8 protein-coding genes are annotated in these 14,153 nt (G+C 60.8%); 7 read left to right on the top strand and 1 reads right to left on the bottom strand.

Annotated elements, in window-relative coordinates; translation table 11 throughout:
* Window positions 1–40: 40 nt before the first annotated feature.
* Window positions 41–1,750 carry an amidohydrolase gene (locus ADG881_RS15390; protein ID WP_007149983.1) on the bottom strand — a complete coding sequence of 570 codons (1,710 nt, stop codon included), beginning with the start codon at window positions 1,748–1,750 and terminating at the stop codon, window positions 41–43.
* A 357-nt stretch (window positions 1,751–2,107) separates the two neighbouring features.
* On the opposite strand from ADG881_RS15390, the gene ADG881_RS15385 reads away from it, so the two are divergent.
* The 7 genes from ADG881_RS15385 (at window position 2,108) to ADG881_RS15355 (ending at window position 14,139) form a co-directional block, all read left to right on the top strand.
* A complete protein-coding gene (locus ADG881_RS15385) occupies window positions 2,108–3,748 on the top strand; it encodes an acetolactate synthase large subunit (RefSeq protein WP_007149909.1) in 1,641 nt (546 codons plus the stop codon).
* A 125-nt stretch (window positions 3,749–3,873) separates the two neighbouring features.
* Window positions 3,874–5,304 carry an aldehyde dehydrogenase family protein gene (locus ADG881_RS15380; RefSeq protein WP_007148478.1) on the top strand — a complete coding sequence of 477 codons (1,431 nt, stop codon included), beginning with the start codon at window positions 3,874–3,876 and terminating at the stop codon, window positions 5,302–5,304.
* A gap of 139 nt (window positions 5,305–5,443) precedes the next feature.
* A complete protein-coding gene (locus ADG881_RS15375) occupies window positions 5,444–6,238 on the top strand; it encodes an endo alpha-1,4 polygalactosaminidase (protein WP_007151137.1) in 795 nt (264 codons plus the stop codon).
* A 93-nt stretch (window positions 6,239–6,331) separates the two neighbouring features.
* On the top strand, window positions 6,332–8,284 hold the full coding sequence (locus tag ADG881_RS15370) for a monovalent cation:proton antiporter family protein (RefSeq protein ID WP_007148961.1): 1,953 nt from the start codon (window positions 6,332–6,334) through the stop codon (window positions 8,282–8,284).
* 168 nt (window positions 8,285–8,452) lie between these two features.
* The gene (locus ADG881_RS15365) at window positions 8,453–9,643 is read left to right on the top strand and encodes a helix-turn-helix transcriptional regulator (RefSeq protein WP_007148740.1); all 1,191 of its coding nucleotides are present in this window, start codon (window positions 8,453–8,455) and stop codon (window positions 9,641–9,643) included.
* A 129-nt stretch (window positions 9,644–9,772) separates the two neighbouring features.
* Window positions 9,773–11,404 (top strand): AarF/ABC1/UbiB kinase family protein, encoded by a 1,632-nt coding sequence (locus tag ADG881_RS17280; RefSeq protein WP_007149854.1) that lies wholly within the window; start codon window positions 9,773–9,775, stop codon window positions 11,402–11,404.
* Window positions 11,405–11,652: 248 nt separating this feature from the next.
* Window positions 11,653–14,139, top strand: coding sequence for a membrane dipeptidase (locus tag ADG881_RS15355; protein ID WP_007149314.1), 2,487 nt, complete (start codon window positions 11,653–11,655; stop codon window positions 14,137–14,139).
* Window positions 14,140–14,153 lie beyond the last annotated feature (14 nt).

Here is a 14,153-nt window from a genome sequence, read left to right as displayed (position 1 = left end):
CAAGGGCTCTGCGCACAGAGGGCCACATCGCTTGCCCTCGCTAGTCCGCCTGCCCATCCGGGTAGCGGCGAACCCCGCCAACCCAGGTGCCCAACACCTGGATCGATGCCCAGTCGCCAATCGCTTCCCGCGGATCCCGATCCAGCCAGACCAGATCCGCCCGCATTCCCGTACGCAACTGCCCCACCTGATCCGCAACCCCAAGCTGTCTGGCCGCATCCACGGTCACCGCCTGCAGCGCCCGCTCCACGTCCACAGCCTGCTCCGGGCCCAGCAAGGCCCCGGACGCCGTCTTGCGTTCCACCGCATTCCACACCAGCTGTAACGGCTCAAAAGGCACGACCGGCGAATCCGCATGCAGGGTAAAACGCAATCCGGCTTGCTCCGCTTGCGCCAACGGGCTGATCCGGCGAGCCCGTTCCGGCCCGAGAAAAGCATCCCGGTGGCGGTCGCCCCAGTAATACACATGGGTATTGAAGAACGAGGGGATCACATCCAGCGACACCATCCGCTGCAATTGTGCCGGGGTCGCCATCTGCGCATGAATCAAGACCGGCTGCACCTGCACCTGCGGGCAGGCCGCCCGCGCGCCGGCTATCGCATTCAGACTCATATCAATGGCCGCATCGCCGTTGGCATGCACCGCCACTTGACGACCCTGGCAATGAAACTGCTTTACCTGATCACTGAGCGCCTCCTGGGACAGTGTCGGGAATCCCAGATAGTCCGGCGGGTAATCCGCCGGCAAGGTGTAATACGGCTCACTCAGAAACCCGGTATAGCCCTGCAGGGAGCCATCACTGACCAGTTTGACCGGGCCCAGGTGAACGCGGTCCCCTTGCACAATGGCCAGGTCACCCGCCAGGCGCTGCTGCTCGGCATCGGCGCTGGGCCAGACACTCAGGCGTAGCGGAATCAGGCCGAACTGCAGCGCGGGTTTCAACGCCCGAACCGCCGCCGGGTCTGCCAGACCGTTCTGGGCAAAGGTAATGCCCCGCGACAGATAGATATGCGACGCCCGGGACAACACCCGTAAACCGTCCAGGGGCGCCAGTTCCAACGCCTGACTGCGCACCGGGTTAAACGCGGTTTCCGCCAGCAAACCATTGAGCCGCCCGGTTTCATCGCGACCATAAAACCCGCCCGGCGGGTCCTCAACGTCTTCCTTGATACCCATGCTTTCCAGCGCAGCGGAATTAACCACCCCCAGATGCCCGGAAATATGCATCACCATGATGGGCCGCGTCTTGCTCACCGAATCCAGTTCTGCCCGGGTCGGGTAACGCTGCTCGCCGATGGTGGTGTCATCAAAGCCATACGCCAGCAACATGCCATCCGGGCGGCGCTGGGCCAACAGGCGCAACCGCTCCAGCAGCGTGTCGATGCTGTACAAATCGCCAATCGGCGGGCTGTTGGCATCCACCGCCACCGCAGACAACCCTTCACCGGGGAAATGCCCATGGGCTTCAATAAACCCCGGCATTACCGTGCCGCCATCCAGGTCGATCACGGAAACGTCCCGGCTGACCTGCTGGCGCAACGCCTCGACCTCGCCCAGCGCCACAATCTCGCCCCGCTTCACCAGCATGGCATCCACCACCGGCTGTTGCGGGTCCATGGTCAGTACCGTGCCATTAAAAAAGAGCTGGGCCGCTGGCGCCGGCGGGTTAAACCAGCGATGCACGCCCGCCACGGCCAGCACGATCAGGGCAACGATGACCACCAATACCCACAATCCGGTTTTCTTCATAGCATCTCTCTCACTGCTGGCCCGGCATTTTCGCCGTTGTTTGTTATTGCGCAGACTCTGCCCTTCCGCTCCGGGGAGAACAAGTGGGATTGTCACCGGCTTTCTATCCCCACGGCGGTTTATCATCACATTTTTAAATGAAACAGATTCGTTAACCCCATACCGGCCTGCCCCCCGAGCGCGCTATAGTGAAGCCCGACATGGAGGTGTCGCACCTTTTGGGTGCGCCTTTTGTGCACCAGAACAAGGAAAAAGCGGCACCATCCTTGCATTAACCGCGATGATTATTTTTAACCACGCATCGTGGAACCCGCACGGCCACAAGCCGGCAACGGGATCAACTGGAGACAAAGAGTCATGAAAGCATCGGATTTGTTCGTTCGCGCCCTGGAAGCGGAAGGGGTAGAACACGTTTTTGCCATTCCCGGTGAAGAAAACCTGGACCTGCTTGAGTCGCTGCGCGGCTCCAACATCAAGCTGGTTATCACCCGTCACGAACAGGCCGCCGGCTTTATGGCATCCACCTATGGCCGCCTTACCGGCAAAGCCGGTGTGTGCATGTCGACCCTGGGCCCCGGTGCCACCAACCTGGTGACCGCCGCTGCTTATGCCCAGCTCGGCGCCATGCCCATGGTCATGATCACCGGCCAGAAGCCGATCAAGACCAGCAAACAGGGGCAGTTCCAGATCATCGACGTGGTCGACATGATGCGCCCGCTAACCAAGTTCACCAAACAGGTGGTCAGCGGCGACTCCATCCCCACCCGTATTCGCGAATCTTTCCGTCTCGCCCAGGAAGAGCGCCCCGGCGCCACCCACCTGGAGCTGCCGGAAGATATCGCCCGCGAACATTCCACCATGCCGGTCACTGAGCCCAGCGCGACCCGCCGCCCGATCGCCGAAGACAAGGCCATCTGCAAGGCCATCGAAGCCATCAAGGGCGCACGCAAGCCACTGCTGCTGGCCGGTGCCGGTGCCAACCGCAAGCTGACCAGCAAGATGCTGCGCCAGTTTGTGGAGAAACTGGGGATTCCGGTGATCACCACGCAAATGGGCAAAGGGGTAGTGGACGAAACCGGCCCCCATTTCCTGGGCAACACCGCCCTGTCCGACGGCGACTTTGTGCACCGCGCCATCGACCAGGCCGACCTGATCATCAACGTGGGCCATGACGTGGTGGAAAAACCGCCCTTCTTCATGCGCCCCGGCGGTGCCGAAGTGGTTCACATCAACTTCAACTCCGCCCAGGTGGACCCGGTCTACTTCCCACAGATCGAAGTGGTCGGCGACATTGCCAACAGCCTGTGGCAGCTCAAGGAGCGCCTGGATCCCCAGGAACACTGGAGCTTCTCGGACTTCCACCGCATCCGCGATGCGCTGCAAAAGCACATCAATGAAGGCATTCAGGACGACAGCTTCCCGATTCGCCCGCAGCGCCTGGTGGATGAAATCCGCAAGGTCATGCCGGAAGACGGCATCCTGACGCTGGATAACGGCATGTACAAAATCTGGTTTGCCCGCAACTACCCGGCCACCAAACCGAACACCGTGCTGCTGGATAACGCCCTGGCTACCATGGGCGCCGGCCTGCCTTCCGGCATGGCCGCCAAGATGGTGCACCCGGACCGCCGCGTCATGGCCATCGTCGGTGACGGCGGCTTCATGATGAACAGCCAGGAGCTGGAAACTGCGGTGCGCCTGAAGCTGGATATCGTGGTGCTGATTCTGCGCGACGACGGCTACGGCATGATCAAGTGGAAACAGAATGACATGGACTTCCAGGATTTCGGCCTGGACTTCCAGAACCCGGACTTCGTGGATTACGCCCGCGCCTACGGCGCCCACGGCCACCGCGTGGAATCCACCGCCGGCCTGGGCCCGCTGGTGGAAGAGTGCTACCAGCAAGGCGGCGTGCACGTGATCGACTGCATAGTGGATTACCGCGACAACAGCCGCATCCTCAACCGGGAAATCCGCGAACTCAGCAGCAAACTATAACGCTGACACGCAGCACGCTACACGCACCATGCTTTGTTGCGTGCCAGCGTGTTGCGTGGAGCGTGCTAGCTGACGATTGATCACGCCCAGCCTCATGGCCCACTAAACGCCATTAAGGAACCAAGATGCTAAAAGACGCCTACCCCTACTACCTGGCTAACGAAGCCGTCTTCGCCAACCAGGATCTGGATGTCACCGACAAATACAGTGGTGAAGTCGCCACCCGTGTGGCCATGGCTGACGCTGCCACCATCGACAAGGCCATCGACGCCGCCGACAAGGCCGCCAAGCCCATGGCACAACTGGCGCCCTACGAACGCCAGGCGATTTTGTACCACTGCGTAAAACGCTTTGAAGAACGCTTTGAGGAACTGGCCCTGGCCCTGTGCATCGAAGCGGGCAAACCGATCAAGGATGCCCGTGGTGAAGTGGGCCGCCTGATCGACACCTTCCGCGTGGCCGCCGAAGAAGCCGTGCGTATCGACGGCGAAATGCCCAACCTGGAAATTTCCGCCCGCGCCAAGGGCTATCGGGGCATGGTCAAGCGCGTCCCCATTGGCCCGTGCTCGTTTATTTCCCCGTTCAATTTCCCGTTGAATCTGGCCGCCCACAAGGTGGCGCCGGCCATCGCCGCCGGCTGCCCCTTTGTGCTCAAGCCGGCCAGCCGCACCCCCATCGGCGCCATCATCATCGGTGAAGTCCTGGCCGAAACCGACCTGCCGAAAGGCGCATTTTCCATCCTGCCCTGCCACCGTGAAGGGGCCGACCTGTTCACCACCGACGAACGCTTCAAGCTGCTCAGCTTCACCGGCAGCCCGGACGTGGGCTGGGACCTGAAAGCCCGTGCCGGCAAGAAACCGGTGATCCTGGAACTGGGCGGCAACGCCGCGGTAATCGTGGACGAAGATGCCGACCTGGACGACGCCGTGGAGCGCATCACTTTCGGTGCCTTCTATCAGTCCGGCCAGAGCTGTATCGGCGTACAGCGCATCCTGATTCACGATGCCATCTACGACGAACTGAAAACCCGCCTGGTGGAAAAAACCGCCGGCCTGAAAATGGGCGACCCGAAAGACGAAGACACTTTTATCGGCCCGGTGATCTCCGAAGGCGAAGCTACCCGGCTGGAAAACTGGGTCAATGAAGCCGTCGATGCCGGCGCCACCCTGCTGGTGGGCGGCAAGCGCGAGGGCGCCATGCTCGAAGCCACCCTGCTGGAGAACGCGCCCAAAGGCACCAACATCGTGGAAGAAGAAGCCTTCGGCCCGGTGGCCGTGATCAGCCGCTTCAGCGATTTCGACCATGCCCTGAACACCGTCAACGAATCCAAATTCGGCCTGCAAGCCGGCATCTTCACCCGCGACCTGTACAAGGCCCAGAAAGCCTGGGACGAACTGGAAGTGGGCGGCGTGGTGATCGGCGATGTCCCCAGCTGGCGCGTGGACAACATGCCCTACGGCGGCGTGAAGGACTCCGGCCTGGGCCGCGAAGGCATCCGCTGGGCCATCAACGACATGACCGAAGAACGGCTGCTGGTGATCCGTACGCCACAATAGGAGACGCAGTTAAGTATTTGTGCGTAAGCCGGGACTTACAGTCCCGGCGTTATTTCTTACATAAACACCCGCATATTCTCACATTACCAACAGCCCAAAACGCCTACCATCGAAGTGAACCCCATCAGGATTCAACTTCATGGCTGCGTCTATTCCTCTTGTTTCTGCGCTGGTTTCTGCCTTGCTTCCTGCCACGGCACCGCCTCCCGAAGGAAGCTGGTATCAGCCTGATATAGATTTGAGCTGGCAAATTCAGCTCCAGGGCCCGATCAACAGCGGTTATACCGCTGACCTCTATGTGCTGGACCTGTTCGACACGCCCCAGAATGTGATCGACGACTTGCACGCCAGTGGCCGCCGGGTGATCTGCTACTTCTCCGCCGGCACCTTCGAGAACTGGCGCGAGGACAAGGGTCGCTTTACCGCTGCCGACAAGGGGCGACGCCTGGGCAACTGGCCCGGGGAGCGCTGGCTCGATACCCGCTCGATCAATGTCCGCGCGATCATGTCTGATCGCATTGCCCTGGCCGCCAGCAAAGGCTGCGACGGGGTGGATCCGGACAATGTGGATGGCTACAGCAACCGCACCGGTTTCCCGCTGAGCTATAACAGCCAGCTGGACTACAACCGCTTCCTGTTCGACACCGCTCACGATCACGGCCTGGCCGTATCACTGAAAAACGATTTGGGTCAGATTGAAGACCTGGTCGAATACGCCGACTTCGCGGTTAATGAATCCTGCCACCAGTGGCAGGAATGCCACCTGCTGACCCCGTTTATTGAAGCCGGCAAACCCGTGCTGCACATTGATTACCTGTACGGATCGGACCCGCAAGGCCACAACATCCATTGCCAGCACATGAACAGCCTGAGCTTTCGCTCGCTGACACTGCCGGTGGCACTGGACGACAGCTACCGCTTTAGCTGCAACTAACGTTTTCTCCAAGACTCGCCAGGTAAACACCGAGACTGCCCCCGGCATCGGGGGCTGCTACACTGCCCTTTCGACCATTCGGAATGCAGTGTTATGCATGACACCCTGACACTTATTGTGGTTTTGCTCGGCAGTGCAGTGGCCGCCGTGGTGCTGTTCCGCCGCTTGGGCATGCCCCCCATTCTTGCCTACCTGCTTTCCGGACTCGCCGCCGGCCCCTTCGGATTCGGCTGGATCAGCGACGTGGAAGGGATCCAGCATCTGGCGGAATTCGGCATCGTTTTCTTGCTGTTTACCCTGGGCTTGGAGTTTTCCATTCCCCGTTTACTGACCTTGCGCCGCATTGTGTTCGGCGCCGGTCCGCTGCAGGTCATTCTTACCGGCGCCGCTGTATTCGCAGTAATGCGCTTGCTGGGCTTTCAACCCATGACCTCCGGCATCACCGCCGGGGCGCTGGCCCTGTCCTCCACCGCCATCGTCATTCGTGACCTGATCGGCCGCGGCGCGGTCAATACCGGTTACGGTCGGGCCTCCACCGGCATCTTGCTGTTTCAGGATCTGGCGGCGGTGATCATGCTGGTGATGTTGCCGGTAATCAGTAACAGCAATGATGACGCCTTGTGGGCCATGGCCGGCATCACCCTGGGAAAATCCCTGTTGCTGTTCGCCGGCATTTACGTGGTGGGAAAATGGATACTGCCACGGCTGCTGGAAGAAACCGGCCGCGCCCGCTCCGATGAAGTGTTTGTGATGACGGCCCTGTTGCTGGCGCTGGTCGCCGCCTGGGTCACCCACTGGCTGGGCCTCTCCATGGCACTGGGGGCCTTTCTGGCAGGCATGATGCTGGGGGAAAGCCACTTCCGCCATCAAATCGAAGCGGACCTGCGCCCCTTCCGCGATCTGCTGCTCGGCCTGTTCTTTATCAGTGTCGGCATGCTGGTAGACCCAAACCTGTTTGCCGAACAGTGGCACTGGATCATCCTCGCTGCTGTCTCGCTGATGCTGTTCAAGGCCGTGCTGATTTTCGTCTTGTTACGCCTGCTGGGAGAACCTGCCGACACCGCCACGCGCAGTGGTCTTATCCTGTCCCAGTGTGGCGAGTTCGGGTTTGTGCTGGTCGCCCTGGCGGTGTCTCATCAGGTCATGTCGCCGGGCAAAGCCGGCCTGCTGGTGTCCATCACCGTACTCACCATGGCGGTGACCCCCGCCCTGCTGCAACACAGCGGCAAACTCAGCCGTCGCCTGCTCCGTCCCTGGATGGAAATACCCAAGGACAGCCCGGTATCCGACGACATCACCGGCCATGTCATCCTGTGCGGCTATGGCCGGGTGGGCCAGAACCTGATGCGCTACCTGAACCGCTTCCACCACCATGCCGTAGCCGTGGATATGGATCTGGTACGCCTGCAGGAAGCCAGTGCCGCCGGCGAACATATCCTGTTTGGCGATGCCAGCCGCAAGGACATTCTCGAACGGGCGGGTATTCACCGCGCCCGCCTGCTGGTGGTGACCTTCGACGACGCGCGCCTGGCAGAACGGATCATCCACACCTGCCGGGATCTCAACAGTGATGTCCGCGTGCTGGTACGCACCCGGGACGACACCCACCTGGATGCACTCACGGCAGCCGGTGCCGCCGAGGTCGTACCCGAGGTGCTGGAAGCCTCCCTGATGCTGGTGGCCCATGCCCTGATGATGCTGGATGTTCCTTTTGAACGGGTGCTGGCCATGCTGCGCAAGACCCGCCGCGACCGCTACCGCATGCTGCAAGGCTATTACCACGGCGATTCCTTCCCCACCACCGACAGCGCCGGCAACCCGTACCGGCTGCTACACGCCGTGACACTCAGCGAGAAAGCCCGCAGCATCGGCCGGAGTATCCGTGAGTGCGCACTGCGTGACGTGGAAATTCGCGCCGTAAAACGCGCCGAACAAACCCGCGAAAGCCCGGACGAAGACCTGATACTGGAACAGGGAGATACCGTGATTCTCTACGGCCCGCTGGAAGCCGTGGAAGCCGCCGAGGTCCGTTTGCTGGGCGGCTGACCTGCCTGCAAGGCAACAGACAAGCGGAAGCCATTCCCCGGCCAAGGGCCTTGCCCGGGGCGCAGCAATATAACAATATTTCATCCCTGACGATGACAATTCGATAGACAAGAATAATGGCAAACCGCCGCAGGCCAGCGCCGGGGTTTCTGTGAGGAAAAACGCAGCATGCATTCCAGCTCTATCACTCTGGTGAACCCGCAGGAACCGGCTGACGAGCAGAGCCCGGCCGCTCCGTCACTGACACACGACGAACTGCAGCGCTTCAACCAGTTAGTAAGCACTCTCTACGGCTGCCTGCATTTCAGCCAGGGCTTCCAGCTTTTTTTCGATGCCTTCCAGGCCCATTTCAACGCACTCCAGGGTGGCATTCTCGGCTTGAGTAACCATCCACGACGGATGATCTATGGCTGGACCTTCGGTTACCCGGAAGGGTTTGAAGAGTGGTATATCCACAGTGATCTGCCCGAGCGCGATGAAGCCCTGGCCCGCTACGAGGCCCTGCCTCCCCGCCAGTTCGATTCCTTCCTGCGCGGCGATGCCAGCAAAACCATTCTCGATATGCTCAGCGAGGAAAGCCGCACCTGGGCGCAAGCCGTCGGCATGGGGGACAGCGCCGGCATGCTGGTGAGCCGCCAGAACGACTGCAATGTGGTCTTCCTGGCCAACCGCCATCAGGATTTTGGCCCCTACACGGACCATGACATTCTGCAGATGAACCTGCTCGCGCCCCATGTGGAGAATGCCGTCAGCCTGCACTTCAAGCTCTACCAGTCACGCAGCAACAACGAAAGCCTGGCGCTGGCGCTCAATCACGTCAACAAGCCCATCATCGTGTTCAACGCTCTGGCCACCATCGCCCAGGCCAACCGCAACGCCCTGGATTTGCTCGCCCACAGCGACACCCTCAGCATTTCTGAAAGCCAACGGCTCCAGTGTCGGGACACCCGCCTGAATCGCAAACTCAGCGACGCCATCAGCGCCTGCCTTATCCTCTCCCAGAAAGGCACCCCCGCCACCAGAACCCTGTTCGTCAGTAACCGCCACGAACGAATCGCCATCTGCCTGACACCACTGATCGCCGACGAGAAAGAGCACAACGGCGTGCTGGCAGAACTGTTCCGCTACGACAGCAACATGGAACCGGACCTGGGAAAACTGCAATCGCTGTTCCAGTGCACCCCGGCCGAAGCGGGCATTGCCGCCGAGCTGATCCACGGCCTCAATGCCGCTGAAATCGCCGATAAAAATGGCATTTCTGTTCACACAGCCCGCCAGCACATCAAAAGTTTGCTATCCAAGAACGGCTACCGAAAACAGACAGAGCTGGTCGCCATGCTGGTCAGAGCCCTTTCATAAGCAACAAACGGATACCAGGGGGCATTGTCAAACAAAAAGGAACACTTGTTCACTTTTGACTTGCCCGCTGCTCGGCTTCACAGTATTTTGTGAACACTTATACACAAATCCTGTGGAGGGCCCGTCCCCATGCGAGCCACATCAGTGCAAAACACCCCTGTCCAGCCTGCTCAGCCGCAGCCGGACCAGGTGCCGAACTGGCAGCCGCTCAATGACTTTGCCGAGCGCAAACAGCAAGACAGCGGACTGAAAGCCTGGATTGCCGTGGTCGAGGGCTGCATCAAGGCCATCGAGAAAACCGCCTGGCAAGGCCGGGAGATCGCCGACCAGGCCATTACTGCCTGCAAGGCCGTCACCCGTGGTGCCAGCGCGGTGAATGAAGAAATGCAGCTGCTCGCCGACGAAGCCCGCCGCTGGCCCGCACGCCTCAAGCGCCTGACCAAAACCGGCTGGATGCTCACCAAGGTGGTCACCAGCTACCGCCTGTGGGGCACCAGGGCCGCGTTCCTGCCGGGCAGCATGCGCGATGCCGCGCTGGCCAACCTGCACAAACGTAACGCCAAACGTTTTCGTGACACCTCCCTGGAGCAAGGCGGTGCCTTCCTGAAAATCGGCCAGCTGCTCTCCAGCCGTCCGGACCTGCTACCCCAGGCCTGGGTCGATGAACTGGCCGTGTTGCAGGACCAGGCCAGCCCGGTGGCCTTTGCCGACATTGCCGCAGTACTGGAACAGGAGTTCAACCAGCCACTGGATACACTGTTCGCCCATGTGGACCCCCAGCCCCTGGCGGCGGCCAGTATCGGCCAGGTGCACCGCGCCCGCTTGCACGATGGCCGCGAAGTGGCCGTCAAAGTACAGCGCCCGGGGCTTGATGAGGTGGTCGAACTGGACATGACGCTGCTCAAGGTCTTCATGGATGCGGTGAAATCCGCCCTGCCGCCCATGGATATCGACACCATCGTCAACGAAATCCAGCGCACCGTTCGTGAAGAACTGGACTATCAGCGTGAGGCCCGGGTCATGACAGACATCGGCCGGCAGCTCGCGGCCATCCCCGGGATTCGGGTGCCGACACTGGTGCCCGAGTGCAGCAGCCGGCATGTGCTCACCACCGAATTCATTCAGGGCGAGAAGCTCACACTGACTCTGGATCGTTTGAAAACATCGGATCCTGCACGGGTCAGCGCCCTGCTCAGTACGCTGCTGGATGCCTGGTTCTGCCAGGTACTGCACGGCGGCCTGTTCCATGCCGACCCGCACCCCGGCAATATCATGATCACCCCGGACAATACCTTGGTACTGCTGGATTTCGGCTGCGCGCAAGCACTCACCGACGACGCCCGCCGGGGCTACTTCCGGGTGCTGCAGGCTTGCATCGTGGGTGATGAAACCGTCATCGCCGATACCCTCACCGCCCTCGGCTTTGTCACCCGCAGCGGCGATCCGGCCACCCTGCTGGCATTCGTGTCTGCCGTGCTCGACCAGGTCCGCGATGCCATTATCAACCCCGATCAGCAGGCCGGCTGGCCCAGCCCGGAAGCCATGATGCAGCAGGTCAGCGAACTGCTCGGCCAGCTGGAACATGACCCGGTACAGACCCTGCCCGGCGATTTCATCATGCTGGCCCGAGTCTTCGGCACCCTGGGCGGCCTGTTTCTCCACTATCAACCCAATGTGGATGTGGCCACCCTGGTACTCGGCTACCTGACCCGCCCGCTGGACGGCCCCACCACCGCTCACACCACCAGCCAGGCGGCCTGACAGCCTACACAATCCCTCCGCTGGTCCCTGCAAACGGCAATGTCCGGCCCGTGTCCGGCTTTGCCGTTTTGTATCCCTATGAAAAGAAACTGTCACCAATACTGACAATAACGCTACAGCACCGCCCCCTGATTAATGTGCACACTTGTACCAATCAATGTGTACGATAGTGCCATAGAAACACGCACGCCCTGCACATTAGACCAATAAGAACAGTGCCCACTGCAGGCACCACCAAGGGGTTAGCGATGTTTTTACTCAGCCAGGCTCCCGCCTTTGCTTCTCACCGGCTTGCGCTGGCATTAATGCTCAGCGCCAGCCTGCTTGCCGCCTGTGGCGGTGGAGGCAGCAGCAGCGCACCCGCCGTTGCCAATGATTCCCCCACGACTCCGGAAACGCCCCGTGAGCCGGAAACGCCGGACCCCACACCCGAGCCTGAGCCGGAACCCGAGCCCCTGAACCGCTACCAATTCGCCAATGGCTGCTACACCCTGCAAAGCCAGCAACAGTTTCTGGCCACCAGCGAAGACGGCTATAGCCTCACCAACGACGCCGGTCAGGCCACCGCCTTCTACATGAAGCCCACTGACCTGGGCCGCTACCTGCTGCTTTCCGATTATCAACGTGATCCCGGCAGTGCCGGCAGCAAACAGTTGCTCGGCATCAGCGATCCAGCCGGAGAGTTTCTTGATCAGAGCGGCAACTTTGTCGGAGAGCTGAGCTATCTGGTATCCGGGCTGGGCGACACCCTCAATCTGGTTCTGGACCCGGTTGCCCCCCTCGGTGGCCTGCTGCGTGAACTGGGCGAAAGCCTGGGTGGTATCGGTACCGGGCTGGGTGACACCAATATCCAGCCCAGCCTGGCCATGGTCGATGACGCCAACGATCTGGCCGTCTGGAACCTGAACCGCAGCGACGGCGACACCTTTACTCTGGCCTCCAACGTGACCGGCCTGCTACTCACCGCCGGCGACGACGGTCTGACTCTCACCTCCCCGCAACTGGAAGCTGACAACAACCGTTTCACCCTGGCGCCCAGCGACGGATGTAGCACTTACCCGGAAGCCGAACTCAACGCCGCCGTCGCAGATGACGGCCCGGCCAATTACCTGACCGAGGTTCCCCGTTTCCAGAATGTAGACGGCTTGGACGACGATGACATCTTCGGTTTCGTGGATGCCCACAGCCATATTTCTGCCTACGAATTTATCGGCGGGCGGGTGAATTACGGCGACCCCTTCCACAAGTTCGGGGTCGACCATGCCCTGCACGACTGTGCCGTCAACCATGGCCCCCAGGGGCTCACCGGGCTAATCGAACAAGTCACCAGCAACCCTGGTCCCCATGAAACCCGGGGCTGGCCGGACTACACGTTCTGGCCCCGCAGCAACTCTTTGCAACACCATCAGAGCTACTACAAATGGATTGAACGGGCGCACCTGGCGGGCATGAAAATTCTCGTCAACCACCTGGTGCATAACGAGATTCTCTGCCAGCTCAATCCGCAGAAACAGAATGACTGCGACACTATGGCCGCCATTGAAATGCAGGCCACACAGATGCATCGCATGCAGGATTACATCGACGCCCAGAACGGTGGCCCCGGCAAGGGCTGGTTCCGCATCGTCACCGATCCCGCCCAGGCCCGGCAGGTCATCGGCGACGGAAAAATGGCGGTCATCCTCGGCGTGGAAGCATCCAAGGCACTCAACTGTGGCGAGTTTCTCAATGCACCGGAATGTACCCGCGAAGAAATCGTAGAGCGGCTGGACCGGCTCTACGCCATGGATGTACGCAGCCTGTTCCCGGTACACAAGTTCGATAATGCCTTCGGGGGCCACCTGCCCGATCTGTCGGAAGGTGTGGGTATTGGTGCCGTGCTGTATGGCGGCAACCTGCTGGAAACCGGGCACCTGGTGGAATTCGAGGACTGCCCGGATCATGACCACGAAGGGGACGCGATTGCGCTGGAAGACCCGCTGCAACCGCTGGGCATTTTTGACCAGCTGCTCTTCCAGATCGACTACGTCGGCGACCGCTTCCCGGCGACGCCGGAAGAGTTCGCCGCCTACGATCCACGCCGTGGCACCGACCACCTTTGTAACACCCGCGGCCTCACCGACCTGGGTTTCTTCCTGATCGAAGAACTGACCCGCCGCGGCATGATGATCGAGATTGATCACATCAGCCGCAAGGCCGCCACCCAGATTCTCGATGTTACCGGTGCACGCGATTACCCGATTATCAACAGCCATGGCAACTGGACCGGCACCGAAGCCCTGCGCGATCAGATTGCCAGCCAGGGCGGCGTGACGGCGTCCTTCGGTAGCGTGCGCGGCAATTGGGTAGACCAGCTGACCCGCGACGGCAATCGCCCCCGCGACCCGGCTTTCAAGGTTGGCCCCTTCGGTGGTGCCCCGTTTGCGTCTGACGTCAACGGCATTGCCAATCTGGCCGGCAACCCCGGCACACCCGATCAGGAAGCCGAGCTTTATCCCTTCACCTCGGTGGATGGCCAGGTGCAATTCAACAAACAAATTACCGGTGACCACGCCTTCAGTCTCTATGAAGGCCGTGGCGTGGCGCACTACGGACTCTATGCGGACCAGATCGCCGACATGATGCTCAACAGCGATCGTCCACAGGAAGAAATTGATGACGCGGTGAACCAGCTGTTCACCTCGGCAGAAGCGTACATACGGATGTGGGAACGACTGGAGCAGGCCGCGCAATAGCGGCCATACCTCCA

The organism is Alcanivorax sp. DG881 (genome assembly GCF_000155615.1).
In the GTDB taxonomy this organism is placed as follows: domain Bacteria; phylum Pseudomonadota; class Gammaproteobacteria; order Pseudomonadales; family Alcanivoracaceae; genus Alcanivorax.
The sequence above is the reverse complement of the archived record's forward strand: the minus strand, read 5'-3'. Positions and strand labels throughout refer to the sequence as shown.

Bases quoted from the DNA above. Each gene is read 5' to 3' on its own strand.
- ADG881_RS15390 (WP_007149983.1), bottom strand. From the start codon at position 1,750: ATGAAGAAAACCGGATTGTGGGTATTGGTGGTCATCGTTGCCCTGATC.
- ADG881_RS15385 (WP_007149909.1), top strand. From the start codon at position 2,108: ATGAAAGCATCGGATTTGTTCGTTCGCGCCCTGGAAGCGGAAGGGGTA.
- ADG881_RS15380 (WP_007148478.1), top strand. From the start codon at position 3,874: ATGCTAAAAGACGCCTACCCCTACTACCTGGCTAACGAAGCCGTCTTC.
- ADG881_RS15375 (WP_007151137.1), top strand. From the start codon at position 5,444: ATGGCTGCGTCTATTCCTCTTGTTTCTGCGCTGGTTTCTGCCTTGCTT.
- ADG881_RS15370 (WP_007148961.1), top strand. From the start codon at position 6,332: ATGCATGACACCCTGACACTTATTGTGGTTTTGCTCGGCAGTGCAGTG.
- ADG881_RS15365 (WP_007148740.1), top strand. From the start codon at position 8,453: ATGCATTCCAGCTCTATCACTCTGGTGAACCCGCAGGAACCGGCTGAC.
- ADG881_RS17280 (WP_007149854.1), top strand. From the start codon at position 9,773: ATGCGAGCCACATCAGTGCAAAACACCCCTGTCCAGCCTGCTCAGCCG.
- ADG881_RS15355 (WP_007149314.1), top strand. From the start codon at position 11,653: ATGTTTTTACTCAGCCAGGCTCCCGCCTTTGCTTCTCACCGGCTTGCG.